Origin of the sequence: Nostoc sp. FACHB-888 (assembly GCF_014696655.1) — a bacterium.
In the GTDB taxonomy this organism is placed as follows: Bacteria; Cyanobacteriota; Cyanobacteriia; order Cyanobacteriales; family Nostocaceae; genus Nostoc.
Map to the genome: position 1 here is coordinate 52,208 of NZ_JACJQM010000011.1, position 17,280 is coordinate 69,487.

The following is a 17,280-nucleotide window of genomic DNA, read 5'->3' on the forward strand; positions in this document are numbered from 1 at the left end:
GTAATCAGAATAACTGGACTTGTAATATATTTTTAGGAATTTAGCCTGATACGGGCAGGGAAAACACGTATATATAAGCAGTATGAGTAGTACTAACTCAAGCAATTGAGTACAAGTACTTGCTTAAGGAGGAGATTTGCAAACAATTAAGAGCATTGCAGCACCTTTTGGAACTAGGAGATGAAAAACTAGCAGAAGTGTTTAGAGTAACCCGGTTTTGAAGCGTGGTAGACTCAGTAAGTGGGTAAGAATAAATTAAACTATGTTACGGAATGTAAAATCGATTATATTCACTCTTAGTAAGGGTTTCACGCCTATTCTAAGGTTTGAAGCCGCTTAATAAACCTTTAATTATTCACGCCCACTGGCTTATTGTGTTTGCTGAGATGGTATATTTGTTTTTGTCAGTCTGTATTAGTCAATCTGGGCGATCGCCTAGATGCCTAGAGGAAGAAGTTTATATCGCACCTTGCTACGGATTCTCTTCCTTTTCTAGCAAAAAATTCTCTACACAATTCAAGCCAAGAAAATATATAAAACAGCGAGGTAAAAACATACTTGAAAGTAGCCAATAAATTAGTCAAATCATGCAAACAATACCAATTCAGTGGGAAAAAACATTTAAAAAACCATCAAATTGAATCTAATACGTTTTATGATATTTCTGGCTAATAACTAATTATTAGGCTGTTAGCATGATCAATAAAGCTTGATGGTTATACGATGAATTCAAACTAAATTGAGGCTTTCTGTGTAAAATTATCAGCACAAAAAGCTAATTAAGATTTAGACTTAGGACGAAAAATAAAAATATAATTAAACGTTGATTTAACAAGAATACAAATTATTTAAACAAGCATAATTTTTAAATTAAAAAGGCACAGATTTATTGCAAACCAAAAAAATAATGATATGATAAGGAACGATATGTGAAACAACAGGTATTTTTGAAATTGGAATTAATTACTCTAATTGATGTCTACTATCTTCCCTCAAGCCAACGGCTTATAGTGGCGAGACATCAGTGGAGGTTGTGAACAAGATGATAGTTCGCAACGAGTTGTATGACTCAACCTCTGAATGTTTCTACACCTGGTAAGCGATTTATTTTTAGGCTATTCCCAATGCTCTCTAGCCATTTGTGTACTACAAATAATTCGTCAAAGCCGAATTAAAATCATATTTTTTGAGTAACACATATTCTAGATGAACCGCGCCAATTACTTTTTACTCCGAGTCGGCATAGTGCCATAATTAGGCGTAAGCAGCTTGATATTGTTGCTCTTAAAAGATAAGAAAAACCCCAGAGAACTTAAAGGCTTTGTAGATTAATTGCAACACACAAAGTTGACTTTTGGGATTTAAACCGCCTTCAAGCTAAACCTGGTGATCTATGTAATTTTCCGGTCAGATACAGCGACAGTTATCGTAATAACAACTGAATCTGCCTGTATATGAGAAAAATATGCGAAAATAGTAGTTTGGACTACCACCGATTTCAGAGTTATCGCATATTAATATAGTCTGAAGTAAAGACATTCCCTTCAGCCAGGTGTATACTACCTATTTTCACTCGATTAAAAATTGTGTAAACGTGCTATTCAATTGTCTGTAATATGAGTAACGACATAGATCTGATCAAACGTCTTGACCCCAGTGCGATGGATCAGATCATGCTTTATCTGGCTTTTAGTGCCATGCGGACGAGTGGGCACAGGCATGGGGCATTTTTAGACGCAGCCGCAACAGCAGCAAAGTGTGCAATTTACATGACCTATCTGGAGCAGGGGCAAAACCTGCGGATGACAGGGCATTTGCACCACCTGGAGCCGAAACGGGTAAAAATTATTGTAGAAGAAGTCAGACAGGCTCTAACAGAAGGCAAACTATTAAAGATGCTGGGTTCTCAGGAACCGCGCTATTTGATTCAATTGCCTTATGTCTGGCTAGAAAAGTATCCTTGGCAACCGGGGCGATCGCGCGTTCCTGGTACCAGCCTGACAAGTGAAGAAAAAAAACAAATTGAGCAAAAACTTCCAAATAATCTACCTGATGCCCAGTTAGTTAGCTCTTTTGAGTTTCTGGATTTGATTGAGTTTTTACACAGGCGATCGCAAGAAGACTTGCCGCCGGAACACCAAATGCCTTTGAGTGAAGCTTTGGGTGAGCATATCAAGCGCCGTCTGCTCTACTCAGGAACGGTAACACGCATTGATTCTCCTTGGGGAATGCCCTTCTACGCTCTTACCCGTCCTTTTTATGCTCCCGCAGACGATCAAGAACGCACTTACATCATGGTAGAAGATACCGCTCGGTATTTCCGCATGATGAAGAATTGGGCAGAACGGCGGCGAAATGCCATGCGCTTACTAGAAGAACTTGATATCCTCCCAGAAAAAATGGAGCAGGCTATGGAAGAATTGGATGAAGTTATCCGTGCCTGGGCAGATAAATATCACCAAGACGGTGGTATTGCAGTGGTTTTACAGACAGCTTTTGGTGAAAGAGAAGACTAGTCGCCCTAGGGACTTTCAAATAAAAAAATATCCCATCCCTGCGGGACGCTACGCGTAGCAAGATCCCCAAAGGGGTACGATTTTAATCCAGGGTATATTTTACTTGAGTGAGGAAAATTCGTTTTGATTCCAAAAATTAGATAATTTATTTTTTGGAGTTCCACTACCCAAAATTCAAAAAGCTTACTTTATAAGCTTTTCACTGATTTTGTCCCTTGCTTAGTAGTAGGGGTATCGTTGATCTATTTAAACTGTCATACTGTACTGGTAGTACAAAAGTCACAAGCAATTTTGTGACTTTTGTATTGTAAATATTTGGGTTGCATAATTGCAAGCAGGGGTAATTATAGCAAGTTTTATATAAATATTTTTGCTCAAACCATAGTAGGGTAGACATTTTAATGCCTACCCTACTAATTAACCTGTATTCTCAGTCAATTACAAAGGACTGTAATTAATTTGTCGTGCCGGGTTGCGTTGGAACAATCGGTTGCGTTGGAATAACCGGTTGTGTTGGAACAATCGGTTGCGTTGGAGTAACCGGTTGTGTTGGAAATGGGGTAGTCTCTAAACTTGGAGTTGAACCCGCAGGTATTATAGTTGGCGGTGTAGACGAAGATGAAGCACCTATAACACTATCATCAGCACTGATACAAGTATCTAATGCCTGTGTAGCAGGAAAGTCGATTTGACTACGCAAGCCAACCACACACTGGCCAAAACGCACAGGCAACAAACTACGTCCACAGTAGTTTAAAACTGCCGGATTAGCTTCTTCCTTAGTACTTAAGCTAACACCAACTACACAGGTAGCTAACTCCTCAGGACGTCGGGCATTCCCACAAGTAGAAAGCGCATCTGTCGCGGCAATTTGGGTTTCCTTATCAATTTTAACCACGCAAGCAGCCAAATCCCTTGGACGCAGTGCTGCTGCACAAGCTTGTGATGCCGCTTCTGCTGTTACACCCACGCTCAAAAGGCGACCCGCACAGACACTATAATCGTTGCTGTAAGAGGCAGCGATCGCTGTATTTGGTAAAATCGTTGCCAAGCATCCAGCTATAGCCACTGGTACTGTTAAAATCCTAGAGGTGGAACTGGCTTGTTTGTTCTTACCTCTATTAACCGCTTTATTGCTCATTGATGTTGCCATTCTCCAAACACCCAAAGTTATGCTAACTCAAATATTTTAAAAATCCTCTGTAATTAAAGAATTTCAGCGTGAGTAAGGTATGGACATAATTAATTATGCCGAAAATTATGTTAATATAACTGTTTGAAAGATAAGTAGGCAACGTAAAAAGTATTTCAGAGTAAGAATACTGCGTAAACCAATCTGATGATTGAGTAGCCTACGAAACTAAATAAACACAAAAAACTTATTGGCAAGAGTACGGCGTGACAGGCCGGAATTCAAGCTTGGAAGCTAGTGTGTCGGCTTTACCGACTTAAAGCAACTGGCGTAAAAAAGATGCCTTTACTTTTGTAGGATACGTCATACCAAAGTAAAGGCATCAAAGAACCAAGAATCCACTGATTTTTAATCAGGGGAATGTCAAAATCGAATGTTTGGGTAAAGTTTAAACAGGATTAGATTAAGGAAACTCATGTCCCGATATAGAGGGCCACGCCTCAGAATTGTACGCCGCTTGGGCGATTTACCAGGATTAACTCGTAAAAGCGCTAGACGCGCTTACCCACCTGGGCAGCATGGTCAGAACCGCAAGAAGCGCTCTGAGTATGCTATCCGTCTAGAGGAAAAGCAAAAGCTTCGCTTCAACTACGGTTTGACTGAAAAGCAATTGCTGCGCTATGTGCGAAAAGCCAGACGTGTTACTGGTTCTACCGGACAAGTGCTGTTGCAATTGCTAGAAATGCGCTTAGATAATACCGTTTTCCGCTTAGGTATAGCTCCGACTATCCCAGCAGCTCGTCAACTGGTAAATCACGGTCACGTAACTGTTAACGGTCGTGTAGTTAATATTGCCAGCTACCAATGTCGTCCTGGTGAAGTAATTGCTGTTAGGGATCGGGCACAATCACGGAAGTTGGTGGAAGCTAACTTGCAATATCCCGGTTTGGCCAACCTCCCCAGTCATTTGGAGTTTGACAAAAATAAGTTGGTTGGTAGAGTCAACAGCGTTGTTGAGCGAGAATGGGTGGCACTACAAGTTAATGAACTACTTGTGGTGGAATACTACTCACGACAAGCCTAATTGTCATTTGTCCTTAGTCATCTCTTACAAAGTTCTGATCGGAGGAAACCTCCGCTCAGACTTTGCGCTTTGTCCTTAGTTATTTGCAAAGGGCAAATGACCAATGACCTTTTTTTAATTAAAAGTTAAAAATTAAGAAGAATAATAATTTTTAATTAATTTGGGGTACAGAGCCAACAATGAATCAAAGATTCAGTGGCCTACAAGACGCTCGCGGACTCGCTTTCCGCGTCGCTATCAGTGGTGGGTTCAAGCCCCGACTGATTGCAATTTTTAATTAATAATTTTTAATTGGAGCGTTCGCGTAGCGTCTCGTAGAGAAGCGACTTGACTATCCGCCAATTTGCGACATGGTGCGGCTATATGTACCTAAAATGCCAGAATCGCGCCCTTTAAAGTTAATTTCTGGCTTGATTCCCAGTAAATGCCTTACCTGCTCTTGTAATTGAGCGGTGGTAGTGCCAGAACGTAGAGCAGTTTTTAAATCTATTTGACCAGTTTCATTCAATAAACAGGGACGCAGCCAGCCATCGGCACTCAGACGCATCCGGTTACAACGATCGCAAAAACATTCTGACATTTGACTAATGAATCCCAGTGTCCCCTTCGCACCGGGAATCTGAAAGACATCAGCAGGGCCTGCGCCACGAACTTGTGATTCTGTCAAGCCCCAGCGATCGCGGATAGATTCTCGTAAATCGGCTGAAGATAGCCAACCGCGATCGCCAAATAAATGTACATTACCAATAGGCATAAATTCAATAAATCGAACGTGCCACTGTTTATCAATTGTCAGGGCGGCTAAATCTAGAACTTCGTGGTCATTAACGCCAGGAATCACCACTACATTCAGCTTTAGGGGGTCGAATCCGACCTGATGGGCAGCTTGAATCCCATGCCAAACTTGTTGCCAACGAGAACGCCCCTGATTACCAATAATTTGATCAAAAATGTCGGGATCAAGGGAGTCCAGACTAATATTAATTCGTCGCAAACCAGCATTGTAGAGGTTTTGTGCCATCGGAGCTAGCAAAAAACCGTTGGTGGTCATTGAGAGGTCTTGAGTTTGAGGAAAAGAGGCGATCGCGCTTACTAAATCTACCACACGCGGACGCAATAAGGGTTCACCCCCAGTCAACCGAAACCGATTAAAGCCTACCGGAATAAATACCTCTTCAATTAGGGTGAGCAGTTCTTCATCAGTTAATAGCTGTTGCTTGAGAATATAATCCAGTTCTACTCCCTCTGGCATACAGTATTGACAACGAAAATTACAGCGATCGATTAAGCTAATGCGGAGGTAGTCTACCTGGTTCATCGTTTTATTTTTATTGTCTCTGATTAATTAAAGACTTTACAAAGTTGGTTTACGCCTTCCTACTATATTTGTTGTAGCTCAAAATACCTTACTCCCCCTTAAGTGAGAGTCCACAGATTGTGGCATAATAAGCCGATCGCATCCACTCGTTAGTCATCAATCGTGCAAGATACCGACTCCATCAACGACCTTGCTGCTGCTTTACAGCAGCCAGCCGATATCAGCTTTGAACTGCCCGATCCAGAAGATGAACAGATTCTAGAGTCAGATTTTCAACAGCAGCTAGAAGTAGCTTGGCAGGTATGCGATCGCTTTGATTTGCAAACTGAAATCTGGCGGGGGCGAATTTTACGGGCTATCCGCGACAGAGAGAAAGTGGGTGGTGACGGACGTGGTACTGGCTTTCTGCGATGGCTAAAAGAGCGGGAAATCAGCAAGAGTCAAGCATACTCTTGGATTCAACTGGCGAATAGTGCCGATACTCTCATCGAAGACGGTAAACTTGATCCCGGAACTGTAAACAACTTCAGCAAACGGGCATTTGTTGAAACCTCCAAAGCAGTCCCAGAAGTGCAACAGATGGTGAGTGAAGCCGCCCAAAAAGGCGATCGCATCACCAGGCGCGAAGTGCGTCAACTCAGCGATGAATGGACAGCCATGTCCTCAGATTTATTACCTGAAGCAGTCAAGGAAAAAGCAGCAGATAATACCCTTCCACCGCGCTACATCGCCCCACTGGTGAAGGAAATGGAAAAACTGCCAGAATCGCACCAAAAGTTTATCCAAAAGGAAATTGCTGCTAATCCTGATGTGGATACCCTGAAGCAGGTAACTACCGAAGCGCGTAACTTGGCCAAATATCTCAAAGGGGCGGCTCAAGTCCAGGCGCTAACGCAGGAAAATATTGATATTGAAACAGCCTTAGAAGAAGCGCAAAGAGTCGGCTGTCTGAGTATTGCTGCTGATTTGGTTAATCAAGCATCCCAGATTGAACAAACGATCGCTAAACTGTACATGACTTGGAAACGCATTGGTAATTTGGCGGATAGATTATATGTAGATACTGGCGCAAGTACACCCAACTTGCGATCGCTCCTCACTTGCCTGGAACCTCTGGGTGGTGAAATCATGGAATTGCAACTTAGTGGTGCGACTGAACACACTGTACGTCTACAAATTCAGGAAACGAGTCAAAAGGGCGGTTAGAAACCGCGTCTACATAGACAAAACCCACCTCCGTGGGTTTCAAAACCTTAATTTTTCCTTAGGATTTGTGTAAAAATAACCTGAACAATTTTTGTGCGAAAGCTAGATTTAGCAAGCTATTCCAAATAAATTTTGTACAACTTATTTTTACATGATGCCTTAGCCCCCGGAGGCGGACTACCCTTCTCTTCGAGAGTCTACGCCCTAACCGTAGCTATGCCGCAGGCTTTACGGAAAGGCTTCTCTACGAGACGCTACACGAACGCCTACGTTTGTGTAGCCGCGAATTCCATTGCCTTGGCTCTAGTTTGACTGTTTATTTTCTAATTAGCAGCGCAAGATGTAGCGGTGAGCGCAGAGTTATGGGGCGAGGCAGTAGGAACTTGAGCAACTAAAACCACATTCCCATTGGCATCCATAACCCATCCTTGAGCTTCCACAATTTCATCAGGTTCATTGACAGAATTAACTTTCTGTGATTTTTCTTCTGTGTCTCGCTGCGCCTTAACAGCCACTCTTTTCTGAATACCACCAGCAATATTCTGACTCTCTGGAGAGAGTGCGATCCAATCTGCCAGCACCGCATCATCAGATATCAATGGCTGCGTAGGATCGGCTACTATTCCTCCACGCCCAGTAGCAATAAATGAACTCCTGGCTATTTTTCCACCAGAATCACAACCAGCAGCAATTTGCTGCGAAGCATCAACCAGATTTACGGGTAGTTCGATTAATCCTTTACTGGGGTCAACATCTGGTGAGTTGATTTGTACAGTGCCATTTAATGTAGGGTTTTGCTGAGAAAACGCGGTGATGTCACTTGTTAGCAGTCTACTTGGGTCTAGTGGCTGTTTAGGGTTTAACAGCCTTTCTACCTCTGCACGGGTGCGCGGCACAAAACCAAAGATACTCTTAGCGTTGATTGTGATTTTACCACCAGAGGCAGAGAAGGCATTAGCGGTGATATCATTATTTTCGGAGGGATCGGTGACAAGGAAGCCATTAGGTGCATTGATGGTAATATTACCGCCATCTCCATTACCCTCTGCATTAGTGGTTATTTTACTTTCATGGCGCATCATCAATATGTCTTGCACGTCTAAGGTAATATTCCCGCCCCGACCTGAGTCACTGTCAGATGTAAGTTTTCCTTTGTTGTCTAGAAGTATGGAGCGGGCTGTTACATTTACATCGCCTGCTTTACCTAGAATATATCCATCTCCTGGATAAATGTAATTCTGGTCAAATTGACTGCTTACAGTGACTTCAGCCCCATCCTGGATAATGAATTTTCCTGTAGTAATTGTTACTTTCCCGGCATCTCCAGAAGTGTTAGTCGAAGCAAACAAGCCGCTAGACAAACCGCTTGAGGTTCCGATTAGTTCTACGGACTCTAAGGCGTTCACAGTTAAATTGCCTCCTGCTCCTGTACCTGGTATAAGTTGTGAATTCTGATTCGATGCAATAGAGTCTGTTGCCGCTTGTCCGCCATCTTGGATACGTAACCTTCTAGTATTGATCGTTATCTCGCCCGCTTTTCCGGCAACAGCAGTTGAACTAAACAATCCACTAGATGTAATCGACCCAGTATTTGGGTCGGTAAAGCTACCAATTACCTCCACGGACTCGGAGGTGTTCACGGTCAACTTTCCCCCATTACCCTCTCCCCTAGTAATAGTAGATACTGCTGCGCCATCCCGAACAATTAATTTCCTGGCATTAATCGTTAAATCTCCACCATCTATTGCACCTGTAACCTGGGTTCTTAAGCGAACAAGATAACCTTTTAGTTCAATGGTGTTGCCCTGCACCTGGATGTTGCCTCCACTGCCATCTCTGTTACTAGCATCTACCTGAGATGGAATATCAGAACCGTTAACAGTTCGCCGGATTAGTTGAATATTCTGGAAATTTTGGACATCTTTATATCCCAAAACCCAACCTTGGGTCGTTGGGTTCAGACTAACCAAACTATTAGCAGCGACACTTCCTAGCTCAATTCGTCCAGATATTGCAGTTAAATTCCCGCCCTCCAGAGTTATATCACCGCCTACAAGTGCCAAGGTTTTATCTGGCTGCACTTGTAGACCAACAGGGTTACGTGCCCCATTTGGATTTGCTTGGGATTGATTGCGGATGGGAGCCGCAGTTGCTCCGAATTGTAACCCAGTGGGTACACTTACTGTTAGCAGGGGCGTAGTTCGGGGATCTGTGGCACTAAACTTTGTACCATCAACAAAGTTCAAACTACTTGCAGTACTCGCCACAAATGAACCTTGAATTTGTAAAGAAGCATTGTTACCAAAAATAATCCCATTGGGATTAATTAGAAATAGGTTAGCTGGGCCGTCTGGTTTCAGGATGCCATCAATATTAGAAATAGACTTACCTGTTACCCGGCTAATAATGTTTTGAATATTTAAAGGATTTTGAAAGTGAGCCGTAATCCCTGTAGGTACAGAAAATTCCTCAAAACTGTGGAACAGATTGTTTCCTGCTCTGGTTCCACCTTGAATAATTGTGATATTACCCTGTGGTGTAACCTGAGAATTAGTAGGTAGAGTTCCATCCTGGGTAATTTGAGCAATAGCGGAGTTTCCGCAGAAAGCTATTGCACCACATACTGCAAATCCTATCCTTTTAAACCAGACCCACAGATTACTCATACTTGATATTCTACCGCTCTAAAAAAGCATTAATTGCTGAACAATAGTTACGCTAAACCTGTATTAACGTGAGTGCGATAATTAGACTACATCTGAATGGAATCGGCAATTTGCGTTTCCCTCTTTACCAACACCTTATAGCGTTTATCATTTGCAAACAATATTATGTGATAGGGCACAACAGTTTTGTACCCTTTCAAAAAACTGTATTTCACACAATTCAAAATGGCACTATTACCTTTACTCTCAATAAATTGAGGCAATAGCAATTAAGTGGAAAATAGTGTTAAGGCTAAACTTTAATGACATATCATACCGTCATCCATTTTTGTTGACCTACGAAAAACTTGTGTTCCACGCAATTAAAAACAATGTTATTGCCTTTACTATCAAAAATTTGACACTATAGTAATTAAATTGACAATACTGTTAAGGCTTACATACCCTATTACCATCATCATCCACCCAGCAACTCTTTAACTCCTTCTTTCTAGGTGGAATTCCTTGGGTAACATCCTGAACATTCTTTTCTCCAGTAGGATCATTTAATTCAGTTTTATTAAGGTCTATATTGCTTTGCAGGTCATGATAATTATCTCCTGATATACCATGATTTTCCCTTAAACTACTAAATTCTGAGTTATTCAAGCTCTGACTAATTTCCTTTTGAATCTTGTCTGTTAGCAGTTGTGTGTTTTGAGAATTCATGACTTTTGCTCTCCTTGCAGATTGGTAAATGTGTGAACTTATCTTGTGATGTACTAATTTAACCTGACTTCTATTAGTACAGTTTGGCAATTAAGAAATTAAGAATACGGGATCTATAAGGAAACGAAAGAGTTAAGCTACTAAACTTGCGAACTCTCATAATTATGACTTCAGCTTGGCTAGTAACAATTACGCATTGCCTAATAAAACTTCATATATGCTGAATTTTCTTAAAGCATTCATGAATCTGGCTGCTAACCGTTCATCACTTAAGAGGATTGAGTAATTGATATCATCCTCAACTCTCATACCTGCTTACGATTTGGATAACCCCACAGGCTAAAGCCTTAGCGTTAGCCGTTTCATCTTTCTCATACCGTCAGAAAAAGCCAACACCCCACAGATGAGTTGGATAGGAGGAGCGGCTTGTATAAAGGTCATAGCAAATCAGCGATGTCTACGGCGGACTACGCCAACGCACCCACAGATGAGTTGAGTAGAAAAGGCGATCGCTTATATCAAGGTCATTGCGAAAAAGGGATGTCTACCACAGGCTACGCCAACGCCCTGACACTTGAATTCAGCCAAAAGGGCGATCGCACCAACAAAACCAGAATCTAGATTTTTAATTACCAGTGCAAGATGAAGCGACGAGTGAGGAGCTACGAGGCGAGGCAGTGGGTACTTGAGCAACCAAAACCACGTTACCATTGGCATCCCTTACCCACCCTTGGGCTTCCACAATTTGAGTAGGTTCATTGACAGAATTAAATTTCTGTAATTTTCTTCCTATGTTTTGCTGTGCCTTAACAGCCACTTTTTTCTGAATACCGCCAGCACTATTCTGACTCTCTGGAGAAAGTGTGATCCAATCTGCTAGCACCGCATCAGCCATCAGTGGCTCTGTGGGATCGGGTGCTAGCCCTCCACGCCCAGTAGCAATAAATGAACTCCTTCCTATTTTTCCACCAGAATCACAACCAGCAACAATTTGCTGCGAAGCTTCAACCAAATTTACAGGCAGTTCAAGTAAGCTTTTACTGGAGTCAGCATCTGGTATGTTTATTTGTACAGTGCCATTTAATGAAGCATTTTGGTTAGAAAATGCCGTGATGTCACTTGTTTGCAACTTGTTCGGGTTTATTTCTTCTGGGTCAAGCTTTTCTACACCTGCACGGGTACGGGGCACAAAACCAAAGATGTTCTTAGCGTTGATTGTGATTTTACCACCTGAGCCAGAGAAGGCATTGGCAGTGATATCGCTATTTCCCAAGGAAGGCGTAACAATGAAGCCATTAGGTGCATTGATCATAACATTACCGCCATCTCCACTAAGCCCTGCTGTACCTGCATTAGCGGTTATTATACTTTCGTCGCGCATCAATAATAAGTCCCGCACCTGTAGCGTAATATCTCCGCCTTTACCCGACTCACTATTAGATGTAAGTTTTCCTTTGTTGTCCAGAAGTATGGAGCGAGCGGTTATATTTAAATTGCCCGCTTCCCCTAACTTATTTGAATCTCCGATATTAATTACATTTTTTCGAGCTTGGCTGCTCACAGTTATTGCAGCCCCATCCTTGATAATCAATTGCCCTGTAGTTAGGGTCAAGTTTCCACCATCTCCAGGCCCTTCAGTTCCAGAAGACAAGCCACTGAGTATAGAACCATTTGGTGAGGTTCCAATTAGTTCTACCGACTCAGAGGCGTTCACTGTCAAGTTTCCTGCTTTTCCTGTAGCTGGTATAAGTTCGTTAAAAATATAGTTATATATACTCTCAGAGCTTGTTGATATTCTCGCCCCTCCTTGGATAAGCAGCTTTCTAGTGTTAATTGTTATACCGCCAGCGTTTTTATCGCCATAAGTTGCACTAAATAATCCACTGGATATTAAATCACTACCATTTTGGAGGATAGGAATGGGAGTACCACCGATTAGTTCCACGGAATCTGAGGCGTTTATGGTCAATTGCCCCTGCAATTGTGCTCCATCTCTGACCACTAACTTCTTAGTAGTGATATTTATATTTCCAGGGTTTCCAGTGGAGAAACTCTGAGTAAACAGTTGCGTCTCTTGTTCAACTACTACAGACTCTGAGGCGTTCACTGTCAAATTCCCTGATGATTGCTCTTCAAAAGGATTAACTAGAACTAGGAAACTGCCAGCTATCCGCACAAGCTTGCCTTGCGTATGGATATTGCTGCCACCCTCTCCATGAGTATCTACAGTAGATGGAATTTTATTTAACTGGATGAGTTCGATATTTTGGAAATTTTGAACACCTTCATATCCAAATGCCCAACCTTGGTTCGTTGGACTTAAACTGACCAGACTATTACTCGCGACGCTTCCTAACTCAACTCTTCCGTCCTTGGCTGTTATATTCCCCCCTTCTAGCGTTATATCACCGCCTATAAGTGCCAAGGTTTTGCCTTCCTGCACCTGTAAACCAACGCCTTGTCCAAAGATATTAATTGCACCATCTGGCGCTGCTTGGGATTGATTGCGGATGGGAGCCGCAGTTGCTCCGAATTGTAAGCCAATGGGAACACTTACTGTTAGTAAAGGTGTAGTTTCAGGAGATGTAGCACTAAACTTTGTACCATCAGCAAAGTTCAAGCTACTCGCCGTACTAGCCACAAACGAACCGCCAATATTTAAAGAAGCATTGGGCCCAAAAACAATGCCGTTAGGATTAATCAGAAACAGGTTGGCTGTGCCGTTAGCTTTCAGAATGCCATCTATATTAGAAATCGAATTGCCTGTTACCCGACTGATGATGTTTTGAATATCTGTTGCATTGTTAAAGTGGGCTGTGCTTCCCGCAGGGACGGAAAACTGTTCAAAGCTGTGGAACAAGTTTGTACCACGAACAGCTCCACCATCAATCTGATCTATGGGCTGACCATCGATTAACTTTGGTGTAACGATTGAACTTTCAGATCCAAGTGTGCCATCCTTTTGTATTTGGGCTAAGGCAAAACTCTCAAACAAAGTGAGCACTCCAGCAATTGCTAAAGTACTCACTATCCCTAATTCCCAGCACCAACTGCTTTGGTATCGAGACATCACTAACCTGCACCCAGAAAATAAGAGTATATTGAAATACTGTTCCTTGCTAATCAAGTTAAGTATAGTGATACTTGAGATTATCTTTTTAACCTAACTAGTAAATTCAAGGTTCAGCCTTTTTATACTCACTAGAATAAACTCTTTGCAGTCTGAAGAGTAAATTAATTATTTAGCAGTTACAGCCTAGAGGATTTCCATTTGACGGGCAAGGGACACACCATGACCTTTGCATTAGCACAATTCCCTGTTCATCAGCTGCATCACCAGATTTGATTTCATTTGGGTCAAGATTGCACTGCCACTGAACTTTCAGAGTTTTATCATCTAATACTCCGTATTTTTCAAGCACGCTGTCTAAGCCAGCATTCTGAACGCTTTCAAGCAATTTCTGTTGAATCTCGTCTTGTAACTGCTGTAATGTTTTAGAGTCCATAACTGTTGCCACTACTTATAAGATATGTATGATTTTTGCTTCAGCTTGGCTAGTCATAATTACGATTAGTGTCACAAAAATTAATATTCGTAGTGCTAGATTTACTTTAAGCATTGATGAAGGTGATAGCGATTCTTATTCATATTCGGTACAAATTATACTCAAAAGTCTAAGGGCACGGCACTGCCGTGCCCCTACGGGTGTACCTCACCAAAATCTAAAATTCCCTCCCATACCTTCTCTCGCTAATTCTTAATTCCCGTGGTGGCAATACCTTGGATAAACTGACGCTGACCGATGAGAAATAATGCCATCACTGGAACTGTCGCTATTGTTACCGCCGCCATCATTAAGGGCCAATTATTCGTAAATTGCTCTTGAAACTCTGCCAACGCTAGCTGTACCGTTCTTAGTTCTGGTCGTGTTGTAAATACCAGAGGCTTAAATAAATCATTCCATTCGCCGATGAAGGTGAACAAAAACAACGTCACCAAAGCTGGACGGGCTAAAGGTAACATTACCCGCCACAAAATTTGCAGTCGGTTCGCCCCATCTATGGCTGCGGCTTCCTCTAACTCCACGGGAATTGTCTGGAAATATTGACGTAACAAAAAAATCCCAAATCCGTTGACAGCAGTGGGTAAAATGAGCGCGCCGTATGTATTTATCAGGTGTCCCCATTTCAAAACCAAAAAGATGGGAATCACTAATAACTGAAAGGGAATCACTAAAGTTGCTAACACGACCAATAGCAGTGCTTGACGGCCCCGAAACTTCAGCCGTGCTAGGGCGTAACCCGCTAAAGCGGAAGTGACAATCTGAAACGCCGTCACAGCGATCGCTACCAAGGTAGAATTAGCAAACGCCAGCAAAAATTTTCCCTGTTGCCATGCAACCCGGTAATTAGCTAAAGACCAGTTATTTTTGGACACATTTTCCGCGCTGTTGGCCGTCGGTTCAAAGGAGGTGAGAAAGACCACAAACAATGGTAGTAGAACGATAAATGCCCCTAGCAGTAAGACTACTAGGCTCAAAAAATCGCCAGATTTCAGATTTGGGTTTGGTTTAAACATAACTTGAGCTGCAAAGCATTTGTTTCGCTAGTACTAGAGCATCTCACCCAGCAACAGTTAATCTATAAACATAGTTACTTGTTAAGTTAAATTAAACCACAGTGATTATTGCCCTCAGTTCATGGGGTAAATTGAATCCTGGTGTCAAATAATTCTTCTTTTACAGGAGTAAACATACCATGCAGCAACTTACAGACGAATTTAAAGAATTAGATTTCAAGAGCGAAACATACAAAGATGCTTATAGCCGGATTAATGCGATCGTGATTGAAGGGGAGCAAGAAGCCCATGAAAATTACATTACACTAGCCCAATTGCTGCCAGAATCTCATGATGAATTGATTCGCCTATCTAAGATGGAAAGTCGGCACAAGAAAGGGTTTGAAGCTTGTGGACGCAATTTGCAAGTCACCCCAGATTTGCAATTTGCCAAGGAGTTTTTCTCTGGACTACACCAAAATTTCCAAACAGCCGCCGCAGAAGGAAAAGTTGTTACTTGCTTGTTAATTCAGTCTTTGATTATTGAATGTTTTGCGATCGCAGCATACAACATTTACATCCCCGTTGCCGACGATTTTGCCCGCAAAATTACTGAGGGAGTAGTAAAAGATGAGTATAGCCACCTCAACTTTGGAGAAGTTTGGTTGAAAGAACACTTTGCAGAATCCAAAGCTGAACTTGAACTTGCAAATCGCCAGAACCTACCCATCGTCTGGAAAATGCTTAACCAAGTAGCAGATGATGCCCAAACAATGGCAATGGAAAAAGATGCTTTAGTAGAAGACTTTATGATTCAGTACGGTGAAGCATTAAGTAACATCGGTTTTACGACTCGCGATATTATGCGCTTGTCAGCCTACGGACTCATAGCCGCTTAATAAAGTGCTGAGTTATGAGTGCTGAGTTATGAGTGAAGAATGAAGAAATTATCTGAAACTTATTCAATATTTTCTACTTAAAATATTGTCTCAGCACTCAGCACTACTGAACCACTTGATATTCCACCCTTTCGAGACAGCATAAGCCTAATAATCACTACATGTTTGGTCTAATTGGACATCTGACTAGTTTGGAACACGCTCAATCGGTAGCTCAAGAATTGGGATACCCAGAATATGCCGATCAAGGGCTAGACTTTTGGTGTAGCGCCCCGCCGCAAATTGTTGATAGCATTATTGTCACCAGTGTGACTGGACAACAAATTGAAGGAAGGTATGTAGAATCTTGCTTTTTGCCAGAAATGCTAGCGAGTCGCCGCATCAAAGCCGCAACTCGCAAAATCCTCAACGCCATGGCCCATGCACAGAAGCATGGCATTAACATTACAGCTTTAGGCGGATTTTCCTCCATTATTTTTGAAAACTTTAAGTTAGAGCAGTTTAGCCAAGTCCGCAACATTAAACTAGAGTTTGAACGATTCACCACAGGAAACACGCATACTGCCTACATTATTTGTAAGCAGGTGGAAGAAGCGTCAAAACAATTAGGCATTGATTTATCAAAAGCAACTGTTGCTATATGTGGAGCAACTGGCGATATTGGTAGTGCAGTTACACGCTGGCTAGATGCGAAAACAGATGTCCAAGAACTTTTGTTGATCGCCCGCGATCAAGAACGCCTCAAAGAGTTGCAAGGCGAACTGGGGCGAGGAAAAATCATGGGTTTGACAGAAGCACTACCCCTAGCCGATGTTGTGGTTTGGGTTGCCAGTATGCCCAAAGGTGTGGAAATTGACCCCACCACTTTGAAACAACCCTGTTTGTTGATTGATGGAGGTTATCCTAAAAACTTAGGGACTAAAATTCAGCATCCTGGGGTATATGTGTTAAATGGTGGAATTGTCGAGCATTCCCTGGATATTGACTGGAAAATTATGAAAATCGTCAATATGGACGTTCCAGCCCGCCAGTTGTTTGCTTGTTTTGCCGAATCAATGCTGCTGGAATTTGAGAAGTTATACACGAACTTTTCGTGGGGACGGAATCAGATTACCGTAGACAAAATGGAGCAGATTGGTCGGGTGTCAGTAAAACATGGATTTAGACCATTACTGGTTTAACAAAGAGTTAGG

Annotated in this window: 13 protein-coding genes; 6 read left to right on the top strand and 7 right to left on the bottom strand. The window is 42.1% G+C overall.

Translation table 11 applies throughout. The annotated features are described in order from the left end of the window. Positions 1-1,616 precede the first annotated feature (1,616 nt). Positions 1,617-2,516, top strand: a complete 900-nt coding sequence (hetR, locus tag H6G26_RS09410; RefSeq protein ID WP_190729002.1) for a heterocyst differentiation master regulator HetR — start codon at positions 1,617-1,619, stop codon at positions 2,514-2,516. Positions 2,517-2,970: 454 nt separating this feature from the next. On the opposite strand, the gene H6G26_RS09415 is transcribed toward hetR, so the two are convergent. Beyond that, positions 2,971-3,669 (bottom strand): hypothetical protein, encoded by a 699-nt coding sequence (locus tag H6G26_RS09415; protein ID WP_190729003.1) that lies wholly within the window; start codon positions 3,667-3,669, stop codon positions 2,971-2,973. A gap of 454 nt (positions 3,670-4,123) precedes the next feature. On the opposite strand from H6G26_RS09415, the gene rpsD reads away from it, so the two are divergent. Then, entirely contained in the window at positions 4,124-4,732 is a 609-nt protein-coding gene (gene rpsD / locus H6G26_RS09420; RefSeq protein WP_190729004.1) for a 30S ribosomal protein S4, read from the top strand. Positions 4,733-5,063: 331 nt separating this feature from the next. Here rpsD and moaA read toward each other — a convergent pair whose 3' ends face one another. Then, positions 5,064-6,050 carry a GTP 3',8-cyclase MoaA gene (moaA, locus tag H6G26_RS09425; RefSeq protein ID WP_190729005.1) on the bottom strand — a complete coding sequence of 329 codons (987 nt, stop codon included), beginning with the start codon at positions 6,048-6,050 and terminating at the stop codon, positions 5,064-5,066. Positions 6,051-6,212: 162 nt separating this feature from the next. Here moaA and H6G26_RS09430 point away from each other — a divergent pair, with 162 nt between their 5' ends. Next, positions 6,213-7,256: a hypothetical protein gene (locus H6G26_RS09430; protein ID WP_190729006.1), complete on the top strand. Its 1,044-nt coding sequence runs from the start codon at positions 6,213-6,215 to the stop codon at positions 7,254-7,256. Positions 7,257-7,579: 323 nt separating this feature from the next. On the opposite strand, the gene H6G26_RS09435 is transcribed toward H6G26_RS09430, so the two are convergent. After that, positions 7,580-9,922 carry a filamentous hemagglutinin N-terminal domain-containing protein gene (locus H6G26_RS09435; protein ID WP_190729007.1) on the bottom strand — a complete coding sequence of 781 codons (2,343 nt, stop codon included), beginning with the start codon at positions 9,920-9,922 and terminating at the stop codon, positions 7,580-7,582. Positions 9,923-10,351: 429 nt separating this feature from the next. Further along, positions 10,352-10,630, bottom strand: a complete 279-nt coding sequence (locus H6G26_RS09440; RefSeq protein WP_190729008.1) for a hypothetical protein — start codon at positions 10,628-10,630, stop codon at positions 10,352-10,354. A 426-nt stretch (positions 10,631-11,056) separates the two neighbouring features. On the opposite strand from H6G26_RS09440, the gene H6G26_RS09445 reads away from it, so the two are divergent. Beyond that, complete coding sequence (locus tag H6G26_RS09445) at positions 11,057-11,251, top strand: hypothetical protein (protein ID WP_206757533.1); 195 nt, start codon at positions 11,057-11,059, stop codon at positions 11,249-11,251. A 4-nt stretch (positions 11,252-11,255) separates the two neighbouring features. On the opposite strand, the gene H6G26_RS09450 is transcribed toward H6G26_RS09445, so the two are convergent. The 3 genes from H6G26_RS09450 to H6G26_RS09460 all read right to left on the bottom strand — a co-directional run bounded on the left by H6G26_RS09450 (position 11,256) and on the right by H6G26_RS09460 (position 15,209). After that, positions 11,256-13,700 (bottom strand): filamentous hemagglutinin N-terminal domain-containing protein, encoded by a 2,445-nt coding sequence (locus H6G26_RS09450; RefSeq protein WP_190729010.1) that lies wholly within the window; start codon positions 13,698-13,700, stop codon positions 11,256-11,258. A gap of 172 nt (positions 13,701-13,872) precedes the next feature. Next, on the bottom strand, positions 13,873-14,136 hold the full coding sequence (locus H6G26_RS09455) for a hypothetical protein (protein WP_190729011.1): 264 nt from the start codon (positions 14,134-14,136) through the stop codon (positions 13,873-13,875). 245 nt (positions 14,137-14,381) lie between these two features. Next, positions 14,382-15,209 carry a carbohydrate ABC transporter permease gene (locus tag H6G26_RS09460; RefSeq protein WP_190729012.1) on the bottom strand — a complete coding sequence of 276 codons (828 nt, stop codon included), beginning with the start codon at positions 15,207-15,209 and terminating at the stop codon, positions 14,382-14,384. A 179-nt stretch (positions 15,210-15,388) separates the two neighbouring features. On the opposite strand from H6G26_RS09460, the gene H6G26_RS09465 reads away from it, so the two are divergent. Both H6G26_RS09465 and H6G26_RS09470 read left to right on the top strand, forming a co-directional pair. Further along, positions 15,389-16,087, top strand: a complete 699-nt coding sequence (locus H6G26_RS09465; RefSeq protein ID WP_190729013.1) for an aldehyde oxygenase (deformylating) — start codon at positions 15,389-15,391, stop codon at positions 16,085-16,087. A gap of 161 nt (positions 16,088-16,248) precedes the next feature. After that, a complete protein-coding gene (locus tag H6G26_RS09470; protein ID WP_190729014.1) occupies positions 16,249-17,268 on the top strand; it encodes a long-chain acyl-[acyl-carrier-protein] reductase in 1,020 nt (339 codons plus the stop codon). The last annotated feature ends 12 nt before the right edge of the window (positions 17,269-17,280 follow it).